Raw genomic sequence first — 18,324 nt, 5'->3', positions numbered from 1 at the left:
CATATATAAAATTAATAAGAAATATGATATGATGAAAGTAACAAAATACTTCTAAAACTATCTTGCAAAAGGACACACCTACGCATATATATGCCATAGGTGTGTCCTTTTTTATTTGTTTTTGAGATGCAGCTATTTACGAATTTTGATTAGGAGGAAGAAATTTCGATATGAAAATATGGATTAAGGCTATTTGTTTAACATCATTCGTACTTCAAATGGCAGCATGTAGCAATTCGACACAAATAAATAATGAATCAAGACCTGCCCAAGCAGTACAAAACGGGATACAACAGCACATGGAAGGGAAAGGTATTGTTGATGTTCCAGAAGCTTATAAGGGAAAAATAAAAGACTTAGAGACTGTTAAAGGGAAGGTATTACATATAAAGGACGGAGATACGATAGACGTGAACGTAAAGAGGCAGAAACAGACGGTACGGTTACTGTTATTGGATACTCCTGAGTCTGTATCTCAAAAAATCCCACCACAAAAGATGGGAAAAGAAGCCTCTTCCTTTTTAAAGAAACAACTAGAAGGGAAAAGTGTAACTTTGGTTTATGATCGGGGACAAAAAGAAGACAAATACGGTAGGAAATTGGCTTATGTATTTTGTAACGGAATACATATTAATGAATTAATGGTCAAGTCTGGTTATGGGATTATAGCCTATATCTCTAGACTTAATACTACATTTCTACCTGAAATGCTAGAAGCAGAAAAAGAAGCAAAAGAATTAAAGGCTGGTGTGTGGGGCATTAAAGGATTTGTAGATGAAAAGAATCGGCATTATAACCGTAATGATGCAGCTTAATATCAATACTTATTCCAAAAGGAGGTTTCTTGAATGAATGGGAACAAAAGAAACATGCTCTTATCTTTTTTTATTTCTACTTTTTTTATTTTTTTGAGTCTATTTCCATTTAGCGGTAATGAATTTGTATATGTTATTGCAAAAATTGGAGCTGCAGCCGGTGTAATAAATATTGTGATGATGAGTGTGGTCTTGTATTTTCAAAGCAAAAAAATGAGACACCTCTTAAATTAATACGGCAAAAACGCTTGTTTTCCTTACTCGTATACAAAAGAAAGGGGTAAGGAAAACCGAAAGGGGCATTTTTTAGATGAGTCAAATTCCAGGGTTTTTGAAGTTCGTTTTAGCAAAGGAAAGACGATATGTATATTTGGCTGTAGCAGAAAAGAAAAACAAACGAGTGAAAACACATATTGTATATAGATTCGGTCCACTAGAAACAGCATTAGAAACTATGTACGGAATGCGTGATGATTTTGAGAATTGCTTTCCACCAGAGTTGAAAGATAAGGGGTATGACTGGGAAGATCTAAATGATTGGATACTATCCATTGAAACCGGTTATTCCAAATACGGAAATAAATTAGTGACATTCTAAATAGATAATTGAGATAATATTGCATCCTTATTATAAAACCTTCAATACAATTAAAATCGTGTGAGGAGAACATAAAATGGAATGGATTCGTAAGTACCACATTGCAATTGCTTGGATGATAGCTACTAGTGCAATGCTAATTAGTTTATTTTTTAGTGAATGGATGAAGCTGCCGCCATGTGATTTATGCTGGTACCAAAGAATGGCCATGTATCCATTAGTATTAATATTGGGGATAGGAATGTATAGAAAAGATCCGCGCGTCAGCATGTATGCATTTCCATTTACGTGTATCGGTTTAATATTATCTGTATATCAAATTACAATACAAGCATTTCCTATTAATGAGATGAAGATTTGTTCAGTAGGAGTTTCATGTACAGAAGATTACTTAAATTTATTCGGTTTCATTTCGATACCTATGCTATCTTTTATTGGATTTTTAGTCATCATAATACTTATATATATTGAATCTGATAGAGAGACAAAAGAATAAACATTATAGTGGTTATGAACAATGTACTCAAGTAAACACAACATACTTAAAAATAGATAATTAAAATAAAACAAAATTATAAAAGGAGAAATTAAAATGACAACTATTCAAGCAAGTAATGAAATGTACAAAATCCCAGAGGCGGATGTAGAATTATTAAAGATTATGGCCCATCCAGTTAGGTTACAAATTGTGAAGGAGCTAGAACACCGCAAAATTTGTAATGTAACACAATTAACAGAGCTATTAGATGTCCCTCAATCAACTGTATCTCAGCACTTATCTAAGATGCGTGGCAAGATTCTCCGCTCGGAAAGAAGAGGGTTAGAGATGTACTATCATATTGCAAATTCCAAAGCATGTCAGATTGTTAGTGTACTAGGTTTATAAATACCTCAAATTAAATAGCGGATTATGAAATTAAAAATAAAATAAGGGCAGCCTAGCATAGCTGCCCTTATTTTATTTGTGATTTTGCATATATTTGTGCGCATTTAGTATAGCAAACATTATTCTTTGCTTTCAACCTTCAATATTTTTTGTTTCTCAATATGTTTAGTATGCTTTTATTTTATAATAAACTTAATTCTTTTTATTTATCTATATTTCCTGGGGTGAATCCTTTTATTAAGGATTCCTTTTTTGTTTTTACCACTTTTTAAATTAAAAAAATTCAATTTTAAGCAGATTTATATTTATAAAGAAACCGTTGAAATAGCTTGTTTATAAAGGAATTGTTGCTTTCCGTTACTGGAGACTAGCACTGAAAATTTATCAACAGCAATAATAATGCCAGGTACTCTTACTCCGTTTATTAAAAATATTGTTACTAGTCTTTGTTCCTCTATTAATTTTTTATAGAAATCTTCTTGTGTATGCATTAATAGTTAATTCCTCTCTTAAAATTTTAAGCTCCCTTTTATGGATGCAAAAGGAACCAGTTACTTTTAATTTCTATATTAAGATTCTGAAATGATTGTATTTTGTAATTTTATAATAGGGATCCCCATATAAAAATAAAAGTCCTCACAATGAAGTGAAGACCCTTGTTTTTTATCATCCGCCAGTATGGCCGTGAGCATATTGTACAATTTTTTCCTCACTAAGCGCTTTCTGTGTATCAGTTGCATGGCTAGAATTCAAAATAAATGTGAATGCAGCTGTAATCCCGATTAAGCTAAAAATTACTTTTCTCATTTTAAAGCCTCCTTCTCAAAGTTTTTTTCTTCGGCTTGATGGCTAAGGTAAAAATAATCACTTGCTTTTGAACGGTTATTCTCTTGATGGAATAAAACTGCTAATTTTTTAGCGTATTCTTGTACGTACTCATGTAGGTTTTCTCTCTCAAAATAAGAGATTCCTGTTTTAATTGTCTTTTCTAATTCGTCAGCGGTTACTTTTTGATTTAACTTTTCTAAAATCCAAAAGTGATGTTCGTACTCTTCATTTTTAAGCTCTTTACAAACTTCTAATCCTTTATCTATAAGGTTAGAAGTTTCCTCTGAATCTCCCATTTCCATATGCTCTCTAGCCTTAATAAAGATTGCTTTATAGTCTTTAGGGAGTTCTTGTATTACTTCAGATAAGTATCGTATTGCTAGTTCAGATAAATTTTGGCCAGCATACATTAATCCTAAGTTGTGACGAACAAACGTAATAAATTTTTCTTCACCTGATTTTTTAAATGTATTAATAGCTGTAATAAAGTGTTCTTCAGCTTCTTCAAATTGTTTTAAGTGTGTACAAGCTAAACCAATTAAATTATCACATAACGCAATAGTAGCCTCATATCCTGCATGCTTTTTAAAAATCTCTTTTGCCTTAGTTGCTTCTTTGATAGCCGCCAATGGCTTATAGATATGATAATGGAAAGTGGATAGTTTGAAATAAAATTCTCCATGTTCAACTTCATCCGGGATATGGTTTAATAGTTCTTCAGCTTTGTTGTAATGTTCTTTCGCACTTGTAAAGTTACCTGTAATATTTGAATGAATAGCTTTAAAGAAATGGTAGTAGTACGATAAAAACTGATCTGCAGGCACCTCTAATGATTCAACCTTATCAAAACTGTCTTTTCCAATGCTTAAACTATCAACCATATATTGATGACGAAAATCTAAAAGAGAATAGTATAAAAGCAGGTTTTGGTCCTCTTCAATATTGTGTATTTTTTGATCAATTTCAACTTTTAATTTATGCGCCTTTCCAATATGTCTGGCACGAATCTCTATATACCAGTCATTTAACATTTTTGTGATTTGCTCATTACCCTTTATCGAAGCAATCATTATATATTCCCCCATCCTATAGAGTATCCTATTTATTACCATCATAGCAGAAAAGCAGGATATATTATGTAATTTTAATTTATTTATCAATAAAATTCTGAAAAAAAAGTTAATTCACTCATCGCTCAAAAAACAACAATAAACTTCATTAAGTTTATTGTTGTTTTTCGTATATATAAAATATATAATTTATATATATATTATTCTAAAATTAATACTCTGAAAGGGGGAGTGCCGAGATGAATATTAATAAGCTATAAGTGAAGAAGAAGGAATTCAACTCAGTAAAGAAAGAATTGTAGAAGTAAGAGAGAAGTGATTTTCATAACTGGGAAGGGATAAATATAATGCATAAATCTAATGAAAAAACCAATGCAAATGTTATAGTGTGTTTTTTTATAACTATTATTACGATTATAATTGTGTGGTTTATTTTTCCGGCAATACAGTCAGCTATGACAGAATATGAAATTGAAGAAGAGACAGTAAAAAAAGGAAGGTTAGTACAGGCGAAGGTTATCGATAAAAAATTTATTGAAGGCGATCCTGGAAATCCTCTTATGGGTGATACAGGTTCTCCAGACAAACATCTTATTACATTATATACGAATGAAAAGATGCGAATTATAGACGTGAAAAGTGATGTTTTTAACCAAATTGATGTAGGTAATGAAATAAAGGCTTATGAATATAAAGAACGCATAACAATAGAACAAGAAAAGAGAAAAAGTGGTTGGGATTAAGGGCAACTGCTCCAAGTGAATATGAAAATTTCACCTTTATTTAGTTAAGGGGGGATAGAAAAATTGAACGGTGATTTTTCGTGATTACATATATAATACATAATATAATGATATAATGTATTATATAAAAACCTAATACGTTTAGTTTACATAAATTGAAATGGGGTTGAACAAGAATGAAAAAGAGTTTACTTGAAAAGATTTTAAGTGCATTATCAAATAATATACCCGCTAAGGGGCTTTCAAATTACTTATACCAACAAATTCAACAGTTAACATCACAAAAGGATATTGAAGCCTTTTCAGCTAATTTACAAGAACGAGTCAAGAATATTGAGTCAGCATCTCAATTCGAATTAGTGAATTTAGGCACAGCACTATATGCAGCGTTCTCAGCTGATAGAGAGTATAAAAAAGGTTGGATCGTAGATGCTTATTGGGAAGTGTATAATAAATGTAATTCAGCCAATCAAGCTGTATTAACTGGTGTTTCAGGCTGGTAAGTTTTTTTATCACTGAGTAATAAATTCAACAGTATAAAAACAGGATACTTCTTTAAGGAAGTATCCTGTTTTTATTCAAATTGTCTTTTTTCTAATCGATCAATGGCTTCGCGTTTCTTCTCGTTATTAATATTAGTATAAATACTAGTAACTTCAACAGAGGTATGGCCAAGTTGATCGCGTAATAATACTAGATCCTTATTTTCTTTATAATGATTTGTAGCATAGGTATGTCGTAGTTTATGAGGACTGCGTTTTTCATCAAATGCACTTGTATATTTATCTACTAAATTTTGTATGGCACGGACAGAAAGCTGGGTGTATTTTCCTTGGTACCTTGTTACAAACATAATTTCTTCTTCTGGAGGACAACCATACCTTTCTTGGCGTACTTTCAAATACTCTTGTACATCATCTAGACTGGATTGAGTAGCAAGTATGGATGATTTTTTATTCCCTTTACGAATCACTTTGATAGTTTTTTGGCGGAAATTAACGCTAGATAGGCTAAGACTTGCTAATTCTGATACACGTAGCCCTGTACCTAAAATAAGGCTAATTAAGGCAATATCACGTTCTTTGTCACGTAAAAAGTAATTGTATTTACGAGTAGAAGTTTCTTTCAGAATAAATTCATAATCGTTTGCTAGAAAGCGCAGGAATGCAGCATCATCATTATTATTAAATATCATATTCGCTACATCATCTGCTCTTGCTGCAGCATCTATTTTTTCTTTATGTAATTCTATTTTATCCATTACATTTCGTGAAAGATAGCTATTCCCATATTCATCTTCAGTTTTTTGTGAAAGGTATTTAAAAAGAGATTTTAAAGCCGAAAAGGTCCTGTTAATTGCTTTGATTTCAATACCTTCACTCTTAAGGTACATATGAAATCGATTCACTTCATTTAAAGGTAGGCTTTCTAACAATTCAATTGGAATTTCATGTATTTCAGTTGCGACATTTCCATTTATGACCGCTATTCGTTTCTCAATCATCCATTTAAAAAACTTTTCAAATTCTGTTATATATCCATATAAAGTAGCAGGGGAGAGCATTGCTTTCATTTCTATATATTCTACTACATACCAGGGCATATTTTTTTTGTGCTTTTCGACAAGTGATTTAAAGCGTTCTTTTTCTTTGTTACTCATTTTATACACCTCTAATACTTTGGAGTATTATACTGATTTACTTTTGGGAAATTCCCAATTAGATTTTTTTAATTCGGGATGAATTTTTTGAATAATTAATTCTGCTTTCATCATTATCTCTTCAAAACTCTCCGTTAAAAAGTCAAACTTCCATTTATATAGGGAGTTATATACTCTAGGTATTGATTGCCTACGAGCAATATTTCCCTTAATTTGGGGATTTTTAGATACTATTGAAATAATATTTGATTTTAATTGATGTAATTCTTGACTTGAAAGATACCCTTCCGTTGGTAATTTAACTTTTAAAATAAGATCTTGATAATTAAATTCCCAATAGAATGTTATTTTTTTATTAGAAATGGTTTTATCTAACCATCCTGGTTCCCAATTCATAATTGGATTATTATTACCACTGTAAATATTCCAGGCTATTTCGTTTTTTGAATTGGATTTTAGATGTTTGTAAAGGTAATAAAAAGCAGTGAAATGCGTACGATACCCGTTCTTGCGCCAAGAATCTTTATCTTTAATATTAGTTAAAGTAGGAAGTAAGTTCTTAATGGTTTTACCTTTTTTTAACTCGACTTGCAAAGAGTCCATCCAATCCCTGTATATATAGTGCTCACTATCAATGTTATTAAAGGCAGACATGATATCATTTAAGCAAAAAGTATTAAAGTGCTTATGTTTTGGAATCTGACAAATTTGAGAAGATCCAAACAGGAAAAGAATAAATATAGCATCTTCGCTGCTGTGAAAACCATCGTAGGTTGCAGTAAGTTGGTCTTTTTTGGCTATAGTGTCAACTTTCATTTCGATTACTATATATTTTAGGTCACCATTATTTAGTGTTATTTCAATAACAAGATCCACTCTTTTTCCACTTCCGATAGAAAATTCGGGTTTACACTCTATAAAATCAATATCCGAACTTTTGAAAGGGGGGAGGATGCCACACATTTTATATAAATTGCGAAGCACATTTGATTTTTCGTTGTGATCAATCAATTCATTGCTTGAGTCTAACAACCATTTTATAGCACCTGTATGAACTTTTTCAAACTGATACCCTACAATATCTACAAAATTAGATCTCACAGTAAAAAACATCCTTTCATAGTGGGAAATTTGATTATATACGAAGAATAAAAAAACAGCTATCTATTCTTCACGTTAAATACAATTTTAACGAACAAATGTTCTTGTCGTTTTGAAATCATATTCTATTTACTAATTCGCTTGAAAATTTCATTATGGATGATTCATACGTCATTCATACTATAACATTTACAAACTATTATTTAGTGTTGGGAAAGTAGGACTCTGTACTATAAGGCACTCTTGTATTCATTACCTGATAAATGGTTAACTGATCAGCTAATATTTGTTTTTCACTGGCATGGTATTCTTTAAATACTTGTAGTAAATTGAAGTAGACGGGTGTTTCTTCATAATATAATTCATTGTATGCTTCAATAAGATCTTCGAAATTATACTTCAAACCTTTACTGAAACATACTTTTTCATGTTTAAAACGAGGTTCCTCAAAGTAATCTTTTATTTCATTCCAAGCTGTCTCAATGTCTTTTCCGTCTCGTATTCTAGGAATCATTAAACCACAGAATAGTTGTACAAATGTTTCTGCTTGCAAATATCTTTTTTCTACTTTTTTTGTTTTTTCTTTCATAAAAGGAATTTTCATATTAATTCTCCTCAACTTATAATAAATGACAATAACATCATAACATATAAATAAGACAATACCAACTGTTCGTTAAATCGGAATTTAACGAACAGTTGAGGAAATGTGAGTTAAACTCCCCTCCTATCTTAATGTACTGTACAAAGGCATGAAACTCTAAACTCTCATTTTTGGGACTAGCTTGGGCCAAGAAAATCCAAACTAAAGTTTTATAGATTTACAGAACTAAATACATGTGATCTTGTGTGAACGTATATGTTTAAATACTACGTTACTTTTATTTATAAAAAAGGCATCCTAAGATGCCTATCTATTCTGTAACAAATTTAAATACATAGTACATAAAAAATAGACAAGATAGATAGGCTAGCCTGCCAGCAACGGATTCTCTCATAAATTTCATAAGTATGACTTTGACAAGCAATGCTAAGAATAACGGTATAAATAGTACCATAGCAAGTTTGATCGCTATGTCATTCATTATTGGATTAAATGGTTCGAAATTAATTATAATATTCACTTACCTTTCTCTTATCGTTCTATTTAAAGAATAAAATTATACAAATAAACTCGCTAAAAAGATACCATAAGGTTCCTTCCTCCAACTGAACAATCTTAATTTTAACCGGTTCTTTTGCAAATATAAGACGCATTTCAGGGAACAATCAGGATTCCTACCGAAATTGTTCTTTTTTGTCATATGCATGGCTTCTACTCCTATATAATATTATCCTTTATAACAAAAAAGCACTGCTATGATTTCTAGGAGTATTGAAAATGTTCTATCGTACTAAATTCACTTTATAAATAGAACATATAATAAAAGACCTTGCTACACAAAATAGCAAGGTCTAGATATAGTAAAATAAGCACCTTAGAGATTTATAGGTGCTTTTATTTAAATTCATTTCCACAAAATAAAATGTAAAAAACTAAAAAAGCAAAAAGGACACTTTTTTAGTTTTTTAGCTTCCCAGCACAAATTTGAAAAAAGATTTCAAGCTATCCTTCACTATCTTTAAATTTTCCTCTTAAATTCTTCTCAAAGATAACCCTATTATCTTCCATCTTATTATAAGTTTGAAATAAAGCTTCTCTTTTCTTTTTTCTTACCCTTGGTTCTGGAGGATAACATGACGGACATTTTGCAGCCCCTTCATGTCTAGCTTTGACCATTGCTTTATATTCATGTCCACACTTACCACAAATCCACCATGCTCTTTCGTTACATCTGGTAGATGTCTCCTCTGGTGTTGTTACACCATATACTTCTTTATTCTTTGTAGGATGCCATTCTTTTGCTATTTCTGGGTTATGAAGAGCAATTGACTGTTGATACTTTTCACAAGTTCTACATCCCTTACCATTTTTCACTCTTAAATTTATTTTTTCTCTCCACATATGACCTTCTTTACAAACCCACATTACTTCTTCATTTGAAGTATAAATTGCCTCATATGGATTTCGGAATTTCTGCCGATAACATGTGTCAAAGATACAAAACTCCTTTGCTATCTCTGGATACATTGTTGCTAATGAGTTGTCTTTGCAAACTTTCTTATTTGAACAGTATGGACACACAGTTTTATCATGAAGTCTACTTCTAACAGACTCCTTCCACTCATGACCCTTACCACATATCCACCATCTAACATTCCAATTCTCTTCATCAATCATCTCATTATCAGGTGTTACATCTGCATTTCTTTTGAAATTCCATTGCTTAGATAAATCTGGATCAATACATCTAAGTGATTTAGCTTCTATTTTATTAACATTGTTTAATTTATCTAGCTGCTGCTTTTTCTTCATACACTTTGGACAAAGCTCATCTTCAACTTTCAGCCTATCATTAGGAGTTGATCCCCAAACATGTCCCTCAGAGCACTCCCACCAAATATATTCGTAACTTCCATATGTAATATCTTCAGGATTCAAGTGACCATTCTTGATAGGATGCCATTCACTTAACAGCTTTTTAGAAAGACCTGTATTTATAAGTAAATTAATCATAGTATTCTCACCTCTATTTTTCTGATTCAATCCACCATTTGTCTGCGTTCAATTCTTCTGTAGTCATCTCATACTCATCTAATTTAACAATTTCATTTTCCCTATTAAAAAAGCAAGGCTTTACAAATATAGAAGCATTTCTATAACTATAACTTTCACCTTTATACGCTTCAATTTTAGAAATTTCTAGCTTATAAACATATAATGGATGTGAATATATTTGTCCAACTTTAAAAGTTTTATCACTATTGTTTTCCGAAGAAATCTCTTCAACTATCACTTTACTTGGAGTACCATGGAAATGACTATCCCACATTACGTTTCACCCTAACTTTAAATTTATTTAATTCTATTGTATCAGAATATTCACACGTGCAATTAGGAAAAAGGTATAATTTTATCATTATTTTCATCTATTATAATAAAATAAGTTAAAGATATTACTGGCTAAGTAGTTAAGAGTTTTTTGTCCTATGTTCAAAAGGTTTAGACTTTCATGTCCTGTTATTAAGACATGAAAGTACCTACAAAATTTATAATAATGGCTATTTATCAAAGATTCTTTATAAGTTTTTAGTTTAGAGTTTTTTGGAACTTGATTGGATAAGAAAATCAAGTTCCAAAACTTTATTGATATACAGAACTAAATACATGTAATCTTGTGTGAACGTATAGGCTTAAATACTACATTACTGTTATTTATAAAGAAAAGACATCCTAAGATGTCTTTCTACTCTGTAACAAATTTAAATACATAGTACATAAAAAATAGACAAGATAGATATGCTAGTCTGCCAGCAATCGATTCTCTCATAAATTTCATAAGTATGACTTTGATAAGCAAGGCTAAGAATAACGGTATAAAAAGTACCATAGTAAGTTTGATCGCTATGTCATTTATTGTTGGATTAAATGGTTCAAAATCAATTATAATATTTACTTACCTTTATGCAACTTCTTATTTATATAGTTTAATATAAATAAACTCGCTAAAATGATACCATAAAGTTCCTTTCTCTAACTGAACCACCTTAATTTTAACCGGTTCTGGTGCAAATATGCATGGCCTCTACTCCTATATGATATTACCCTTATATAACCAAAAAAAGCAACGCTATGGACGCTTTAGCCTACATATTCTTCAACTTTACTAAAGATACCATTAATAGATGGAGGGGTATAATTATAATCGTTATCAGTGAACATTAAAAAAGATGATTCCGATTGAATATCGGAACCATCTTTTCCGGGCTTGATTTTTCAGTTTTTTTTTATTAAACTGTCCATTTTAAAGGGTACATTTCAGTTGACTCCGCACCTTTTTAAAAATAATTTATATGAATGTAAATCGCCTTTAACACCACAGTAAAATCTATAATATCAATGTTACATCTTACTACTTTGTATCCCATTTTTCTAAATGGAAGTAGAACAATACCCCATCTTTTGTATTAGTTACACCGTACTTTACATTATGTAAATCTAATATATTTTTTACAATTGAAAGTCCAAGACCCGTTCCACCATATACTCTTTTTCTTGATTTATCCACTCTATAGAATTGATCCCATATTTTATCTATGTTTTCTTCTGCTATATGTGCCCCTTTATTTTCAAACCCTATATATACGTCATGTTGTTTCTCGTTTACATCTATCACAATGGTTCGATTCGCATCTGTATAGCGAATCGCGTTGGTAAACAAGTTTGTTATGACCTGTTCTAACAGATGTGTTTTACCTTTAACACAAACATTATCTATATTTAATTTGATGTGTAGTGATTTTTCTTTAATTTGAACTTGTAAATCTTTTGCTGCCTTTTGAATTAAATTCCCTATATTAACCTGCTCCATCTGTATTTGGTACGTTCCGGATTCATATTTAGCCAAATTCAACATTTCATCTATTAACACATTCATTTTCTCTATTTCTTTTTCTAATGCTTCCCAATAATATTGATTCATTTCAGGCGCGATTCCATCTTGCAGCATAGATGCAGATATTTGCATGACACTGAGTGGCGTTTTTAATTCATGCGAAACGCCTGCAATGAAATCTTTTCGTGTCTGTTCTAATTTTTTCTCTTTTTCTAAGTCTGTTTTTAACTGATTGATATATCCTTCCATTCTTTCTGAGAGTTGATTAATATTAGAGGAAAGCTCACCAATTTCATTTTTTGATTTGATAGAAAGCTTATCTTGAAATTGAAATTGCATTATTTTTTTCGTTGCTTCATTAATTTTTAGTAATGGTTTGGTAATAATTCTTGAATAATATAAACATACAACCAGCGATAGAATCAGCACAAATGCTATAATATATATAATAATCACTCATTACATCTGTCACTTTTGTAATCGGTTGTAACGAAGACAATGTATAAATGAATTCATTTACTTGTCCATTTTGCATGAGTGGTTTTATCGTTTCTAGATACTTGATTCCATCTATACTGATTTCATTCTGAACCCATTCGTCTCCTTGTAATTTCACTTTATCGCTGATCCATTCCGATTGAAATTGCAAAATACGATTTGCAAACACCTCATTACTATACAATGTATTATTCATTTTTGAATTGAAGTAAACTGGGAAATTTATCTCTGTTACAATTCCCTCTAAGAAATAATATTTCTCACTTTCTTCTTTTGAAAAAACCTTCATACCATTTTTAGCACCAGACATCATATATTTATCAATCTGATAATAAGTAGGTGCAACAAAATTTCCATCATAACCTTTTATTCTCAATGTTGTAGGAATCACTATGTCTTTATTCGATCTTTTACTTACTGTATCCATGATAGCTAGTTTAGTCGTTTTATTGAGTAAACTTGTAATTAATATACTGAAATTAGGATCCATATCTTTCTTTGCATTGATTAAATTATTAAACACAACCTTAGAGGATCGACTCGAATCATTTTTATCAACTGTTTTTATATAATGATCTCCTGATGGTAATTTCTTGATATTGGCTTCTTTATCGAGCCTAGCAATCATAATACCCTGCTGATTAGCATACGAGAGTTCCTTCCTCTGGAGTGTATTTTCATCCTGTTTATGAGCTTCATAAAATGTATAGTACCGTTGTAATTGCTTCTGAACATTTTCTTTTTCTTTATCTATATATAAGTATTTCATCACATACATTTGTCCGAAAAAGATAGCTGCGATAATCATGCAACATAGTAAAAAGGTAAGAGAAAATAACTGAAACACAATCTTCTTTCTCATCATTTTTCTACCTCAAATTTATAACCCGTACGAACAACTGTAATAATGTGTTTTGCTTTCTCACCAAGTTTTAATCGTACATTACGCATATGTGCAGTTAGTGTTTTATCATCTCCATCATAATCGTATCCCCAAATATTTGTGATTAACTGCTCTCTTGATAGTACTTGTTCCTTGTGTTGCATTAAAGAGTGTAAAATTTCATATTCTGTATGTGTAAAATCTATTTTTTGTCCATCTATTGAAACAGAACGTGCTGATTTATCTAAGCGAATACCACATAAATTAATACAGTCCTGATATTGTACTTGTTGATTTGTATCTTTGAACAAACGTTTTGCTCTCGCTAATAAAATAGACGGTTTAAATGGTTTTGTTACATAATCGTCTGCCCCAAGTTCAAATCCAAGTAACGTATCATCTTCATCACTTCGTGCCGTTAATAGGATAATAGGAACATTAGAATTCTTTCGAATACGTCTACACACTGACCATCCATCCATTAATGGGAGCATAATATCCAAAATAACTAAACTGATATTATGCTCTTGTTCAGCAAACAAATCTAGCCCAATTTGACCATCTTCCGCTGTAATTACTTCATATCCATCATGCGAGAAATAATGGGCTACAGTCTCTCGGATAATCTGTTCATCTTCAACTATTAAAACTTTTTTCATCTCTATTCTCATCCAATCTACGTTCGTTTTACATTGAAACTGTCATCGCTTGTCTTCCCATTTGAATCCAGGCTTGTTCAAAACTATTCCGATCAATTGCTCTGTGTTTGTCCTTCTTTAGTGGATCGTTAATATATACATATTGTTCATCATAATCGGTCACAACGACACTATGCTGGTGATATGTCACTTTCATTTCTCCTGCATCTGTACGCCATGTATAAAATTCATCATCAGGTAACCGTTTAAAACGGGCATTTGTTAATACCCATACAGGTTGCCCTCTGTCTATCGCCTCATATATTTGCTGAGGTTCTTTGTGACTTAGATCCTTCACTTTCTCTTCTGAAACATACTCCTTTGCCAATTCTAAAATCGGCTCTACATAAACACCTAGTCCAGGTTTATCAAATGTAGCTATATCCCCAATAAACCCTTTGTGCATATTCCCCTTTATACCCTTTCCCTGAAATGGTACAGACTTTATCTTTGCAGCGAGTTCCATCTTATCGACTTGTACACCTGAAAATTGCAACACCATAGCAAGGCTCGTTACTTCACAACCTCTCATCAATTCTGGTTTTTGTAGAATCAGCGGCACATCCAATGGCCTTACTATCACTTTTTCTTGCTCTATGGGCCTATTTTCTTTTTCAAGTACCTTTTCTGATTCTACTGATTCATTTCTCATATATTCTACTTCTGATTTTGCATTCTCCTCTTGTGGTATTGCAGGTTGTATTTTAGTAAATATAGGAATATCACCATGTGACATACCAATGTTTGTATTTAATACTGATAGTGTAAATACAAACAGGGTTGTTTTTCTAAATGGATTCATCATTATCTCTCCTCGATGCTTTATAAGGAGAGTGTAATTTGTTTATATTTAGATAAAATCATATTTATAGAAAGACAAAGTAAAATTCATATCAAGATTATATAAAGATAATTGCTTTACGTATTAATCTTATGTGCTACAAATATTGCTTTCAACAAGCAATATTTAACTTCTTTAAGTTCACGTTCTAATTTTTCGTACTTTGCAAAAAGTCCTCGAATTCTTTTCATTAAAGTATAATCTTCGAGATTTTAGGTATGTGGTTTGATTATTATTTACAAATCCTATTGCTATATGGTAATTACTATTTATCAACAATTATTTGTGAGATTTTAGTTTAGACTTTTATGTCTTTCTACACTTGTACATGGACATAAAATAGATACTTTTTAGAAGAGAAAGTATCCATTTTCATGAATATCTTTTGTTACTTATGTAGAATTAAATTTTAGTTGAATTTCACATTTAATTAGGTTTTACTATTTAGTTTTGTTTCAAATGCAGTTAAATTAGTTGAAGCCTTACTAAAATTTGGTTCAGAAAGTTGTTTAGGTCTTCGTACTTCTGTCTTCTATTGGAGCTACACCTTGTATCTCTTGTAATATAGAATTTGCTACATTTTCTCTATAAAATTCTTCAACTATATTTTTCAAATAAATACAATTTCTTTATTCCTTGAATAAAATCAATAACTCGGCATACAATACCTCTGCATCGAGCAGTTAGACTGGGCTAACTGCTCTTTTATTGAATAAATTTTTAGGGCATGTTAACAATATAGGTAATCCAAGTTTGAATACGAATAAACATTGTATTCATAGTATTTACTAGAGCAGTTAGTTTTTTCTAGCTGCCTTTTTGAGTTTTTCCGAATAAAATTCTAAATTATGTGTTCACGAGTAATAATGGTAGATAAAGAAATAGGAATTCATCATTTATTTAGTTGAGTGGATATGCAGGGGAATTTACTCCGTTATTGGATAAGGACGGAAAGTCAATGTTAAAACTATATATTCGAATAAAACAATTTATATTATTCAACTATATGGTAGCTTTAGTTTCACAAGGAAATAAACAACTTTATTATCTGTTTTGATTTCAGAAGTAAAGCTGAACTTAACTTTTTTAAAAGGAGATACTACAATTTAAGCAGTGCCTCCTTTACGTTTTTATAAGTGAGTTTTAATGACCTTATTGTTTCTATTCATTATGTCCAATGCTATAGATGGGCTGATGCAGCTTGAATTCACAGTGACTTCTTTAATTTTGTTTTTCCTTTTCTTCTAGGAATGAGCAGTTAGTTTTCTGCTGAATGCTCTTTTATATTAACTTGTTTGTCATCATATATTACGGATATGTAGCTATTAACTCATAGGGTCTTCTTTTAAAGAGCACTTGTACCTAGTGCTCTTTTTAGTTTCCTTATTTAGCTCACTTTTAATTTTACATAATATTTTTAATTCCGTTTATACTATAGTTGTAACTTTAAGTTACAACGTATTGTGGGTATCGTTATTGTTGGACAATAAAGCAGTTAGTTCATTGAGCTAGCTGCTTTATTATTTAAATAATAACAACATTAAACCTCTCCCTATAAATTGTTATTCATAACATCATTAGTTACTATATTTTAGTTTTATTTCCCACTTTTCCAGCATATTCTTTAAGAAGGGTGTTTAGCTAAAAAAGTTACCTCCTTATCGATGAGCACTCACTTATGTAGTGCTCCTTTTCATGCTGTACAATTCTGTTTTACTTGTATAATTATATATAGTTTCTTTTTTGAACCTCCCACATTCTTTTTTACAAGTTGCAATGAAACAGTTAGCTTTTTTCTAACTATCCTGTTTTTATTTTTCACTTTTTAGTTAAACGTACATATATTAACTTTGAACAATGGCCAATAGGATACTTAACCTACCTCTCTAAGAGCACATTTATATCTGTGCTCTTTTTTGAGTCACTTTAAAATAACGATTTTGTTTAGTTATCATTTGATTAATCATATTTAAAATTTTTTAACATATCTTAATTTTAATCAGGAATTACACTACCCCCCAGTAGATCTGTAGTTCCTGTAATTGAGCCTATAACTCTGATTAGAACCTGTTATAAACAACAGGTTCTATTTATGGTCATTCTTCATCCCCATCGTTGCGATAGGTAAGACTTTGAAGTTATCTCCATCTTTTGCGCCACTTAACACTGTACGTGCGAAATTCACTACATTCAAACACCTCTAGGCTACATTAAGCAATACAAACTTTATTAATGTATTCATTTCTAGCTTGAAGATAAAAAAATTCATGATTCCACATATTTATATTCTCTATCCATTTTGGATACTTTAAAAATGGATACTTATTTTATACATATTTTACTTGTATGATTTTAATCAAAATGTGAGGTGGTCGTTTATGATAAAAGGCTATGCAGCATTGCTTATTATAGATGTACAAGTGGGTTCATTTAAAGAAGAAAGAATGCTATATAAAGGAATTGAATTATTAAAAAACATTCAATTGTTAATCCATAAAGCTCGTACTGTCCAAGCGCCTATTTTTTACATGAAGTTTAATGGGAAAACAGGATCTTTATTAGAGCATGGAAATCCGGAATGGGCAATTCATGAATCTGTAGCTCCACTATCTGAAGATATCGTTCTTGAAAAAAACCACCCTGATTCATTTCATGAAACAAGTCTTCAACAAGAATTGAATAAAAGGGACATCGAACACATTGTGATTACAGGCGTTCAGTCTGAAATATGTATAGATGCGACGTGTCGACGTGCATATAGCTTAGGGTATGATGTTACTCTTGTTGAAGATGGGCATAGTACATATGACACTACATTATTATCGGCATCCCAAATTATTAAGCATCATAACGATATAATAGGTGAATGGTTTGCTGATTTGAAAAAAGCTCAGATAATTGAATTTTAATTAATCTTGAATAGGTTTTTCTTGATAGATATAGTACGAATCATTTAAATTTAGCTAAGGTATTAATCCTGTTTCCTATTATTAAATATATGTTTTACTGTATGCGATAATGTAATAATTATATTCTAATAATTAAATGCCCCTTTTAGGGCTACAGACACACCGTTATTAAGTAACAAAAAGCTTATTTTTTTCATTTTGGGGTAATTCTAAATTCTTAAGTTGATGGGCATGTGGTGCTATCCAAAAGTCAAAATAAACAAAATAGAGGAACAAATGCAGTTTTATAAATCAATGT

General features: G+C 31.0%; 19 protein-coding genes and 1 pseudogene. 8 read left to right on the top strand and 12 right to left on the bottom strand.

Annotation, left to right across the window (positions count from 1 at the left end):
- The first annotated feature begins 170 nt into the window (after positions 1 to 170).
- The 5 genes from PDQ68_RS23425 (at position 171) to PDQ68_RS23405 (ending at position 2,299) form a co-directional block, all read left to right on the top strand.
- Complete coding sequence (locus PDQ68_RS23425; RefSeq protein ID WP_000708141.1) at positions 171 to 815, top strand: thermonuclease family protein; 645 nt, start codon at positions 171 to 173, stop codon at positions 813 to 815.
- 33 nt (positions 816 to 848) lie between these two features.
- Complete coding sequence (locus PDQ68_RS23420; protein ID WP_001014120.1) at positions 849 to 1,049, top strand: hypothetical protein; 201 nt, start codon at positions 849 to 851, stop codon at positions 1,047 to 1,049.
- Between the two features lie 76 nt (positions 1,050 to 1,125).
- The gene (locus PDQ68_RS23415; RefSeq protein ID WP_000078380.1) at positions 1,126 to 1,413 is read left to right on the top strand and encodes a hypothetical protein; all 288 of its coding nucleotides are present in this window, start codon (positions 1,126 to 1,128) and stop codon (positions 1,411 to 1,413) included.
- Positions 1,414 to 1,489: 76 nt separating this feature from the next.
- Entirely contained in the window at positions 1,490 to 1,909 is a 420-nt protein-coding gene (locus PDQ68_RS23410; protein WP_000454806.1) for a disulfide oxidoreductase, read from the top strand.
- 96 nt (positions 1,910 to 2,005) lie between these two features.
- Positions 2,006 to 2,299, top strand: a complete 294-nt coding sequence (locus tag PDQ68_RS23405) for an ArsR/SmtB family transcription factor (RefSeq protein ID WP_000207870.1) — start codon at positions 2,006 to 2,008, stop codon at positions 2,297 to 2,299.
- A gap of 305 nt (positions 2,300 to 2,604) precedes the next feature.
- Here the strand turns inward: PDQ68_RS23405 and hfq are convergent, their stop codons facing one another.
- From hfq to PDQ68_RS23390, 3 genes are all read right to left on the bottom strand, one after another.
- Positions 2,605 to 2,790 (bottom strand): RNA chaperone Hfq, encoded by a 186-nt coding sequence (hfq, locus tag PDQ68_RS23400; RefSeq protein ID WP_000557400.1) that lies wholly within the window; start codon positions 2,788 to 2,790, stop codon positions 2,605 to 2,607.
- A 175-nt stretch (positions 2,791 to 2,965) separates the two neighbouring features.
- Positions 2,966 to 3,106, bottom strand: coding sequence for a hypothetical protein (locus PDQ68_RS23395; protein WP_001233271.1), 141 nt, complete (start codon positions 3,104 to 3,106; stop codon positions 2,966 to 2,968).
- The gene (locus tag PDQ68_RS23390; protein ID WP_000561969.1) at positions 3,103 to 4,197 is read right to left on the bottom strand and encodes a Rap family tetratricopeptide repeat protein; all 1,095 of its coding nucleotides are present in this window, start codon (positions 4,195 to 4,197) and stop codon (positions 3,103 to 3,105) included. The genes PDQ68_RS23395 and PDQ68_RS23390 overlap by 4 nt, the downstream gene beginning before the upstream one ends.
- Positions 4,198 to 4,544: 347 nt before the next feature.
- Between PDQ68_RS23390 and PDQ68_RS23385 the strand changes: the two genes are divergently transcribed.
- Positions 4,545 to 4,940, top strand: coding sequence for a hypothetical protein (locus tag PDQ68_RS23385; protein WP_000549611.1), 396 nt, complete (start codon positions 4,545 to 4,547; stop codon positions 4,938 to 4,940).
- A gap of 176 nt (positions 4,941 to 5,116) precedes the next feature.
- Entirely contained in the window at positions 5,117 to 5,443 is a 327-nt protein-coding gene (locus tag PDQ68_RS23380; protein ID WP_000749219.1) for a hypothetical protein, read from the top strand.
- Positions 5,444 to 5,514: 71 nt separating this feature from the next.
- Here the strand turns inward: PDQ68_RS23380 and xerS are convergent, their stop codons facing one another.
- The 9 genes and pseudogenes from xerS to PDQ68_RS23335 all read right to left on the bottom strand — a co-directional run bounded on the left by xerS (position 5,515) and on the right by PDQ68_RS23335 (position 15,081).
- Complete coding sequence (xerS, locus tag PDQ68_RS23375; protein WP_000066152.1) at positions 5,515 to 6,600, bottom strand: tyrosine recombinase XerS; 1,086 nt, start codon at positions 6,598 to 6,600, stop codon at positions 5,515 to 5,517.
- 27 nt (positions 6,601 to 6,627) lie between these two features.
- Positions 6,628 to 7,713, bottom strand: a complete 1,086-nt coding sequence (locus tag PDQ68_RS23370) for a PD-(D/E)XK nuclease family protein (RefSeq protein ID WP_002073815.1) — start codon at positions 7,711 to 7,713, stop codon at positions 6,628 to 6,630.
- Between the two features lie 187 nt (positions 7,714 to 7,900).
- On the bottom strand, positions 7,901 to 8,305 hold the full coding sequence (locus PDQ68_RS23365; protein WP_000701128.1) for a hypothetical protein: 405 nt from the start codon (positions 8,303 to 8,305) through the stop codon (positions 7,901 to 7,903).
- A 310-nt stretch (positions 8,306 to 8,615) separates the two neighbouring features.
- The gene (locus PDQ68_RS23360; RefSeq protein ID WP_001021329.1) at positions 8,616 to 8,825 is read right to left on the bottom strand and encodes a hypothetical protein; all 210 of its coding nucleotides are present in this window, start codon (positions 8,823 to 8,825) and stop codon (positions 8,616 to 8,618) included.
- A 482-nt stretch (positions 8,826 to 9,307) separates the two neighbouring features.
- Entirely contained in the window at positions 9,308 to 10,318 is a 1,011-nt protein-coding gene (locus tag PDQ68_RS23355) for a zinc-ribbon domain-containing protein (protein WP_000609152.1), read from the bottom strand.
- A gap of 13 nt (positions 10,319 to 10,331) precedes the next feature.
- Positions 10,332 to 10,634: a hypothetical protein gene (locus PDQ68_RS23350; RefSeq protein WP_000263523.1), complete on the bottom strand. Its 303-nt coding sequence runs from the start codon at positions 10,632 to 10,634 to the stop codon at positions 10,332 to 10,334.
- 1,080 nt (positions 10,635 to 11,714) lie between these two features.
- Positions 11,715 to 13,557, bottom strand: a pseudogene (locus PDQ68_RS23345) (sensor histidine kinase).
- Positions 13,557 to 14,237 carry a response regulator transcription factor gene (locus PDQ68_RS23340; RefSeq protein ID WP_000756749.1) on the bottom strand — a complete coding sequence of 227 codons (681 nt, stop codon included), beginning with the start codon at positions 14,235 to 14,237 and terminating at the stop codon, positions 13,557 to 13,559. The pseudogene PDQ68_RS23345 and the gene PDQ68_RS23340 overlap by 1 nt, the downstream one beginning before the upstream one ends.
- A 28-nt stretch (positions 14,238 to 14,265) precedes the next feature.
- Entirely contained in the window at positions 14,266 to 15,081 is an 816-nt protein-coding gene (locus PDQ68_RS23335) for a C39 family peptidase (RefSeq protein WP_001997354.1), read from the bottom strand.
- Positions 15,082 to 17,495: 2,414 nt separating this feature from the next.
- Between PDQ68_RS23335 and PDQ68_RS23330 the strand changes: the two genes are divergently transcribed.
- Positions 17,496 to 18,026: a cysteine hydrolase family protein gene (locus PDQ68_RS23330; protein ID WP_000589748.1), complete on the top strand. Its 531-nt coding sequence runs from the start codon at positions 17,496 to 17,498 to the stop codon at positions 18,024 to 18,026.
- Positions 18,027 to 18,324 lie beyond the last annotated feature (298 nt).

This window comes from Bacillus cereus group sp. Bc010, assembly GCF_027716745.1.
GTDB classification, from domain to species: domain Bacteria; phylum Bacillota; class Bacilli; order Bacillales; family Bacillaceae_G; genus Bacillus_A; species Bacillus_A pacificus.
Note: the sequence above shows the minus strand (reverse complement) of the source record. Positions and strands in the feature narration are given on the sequence as shown.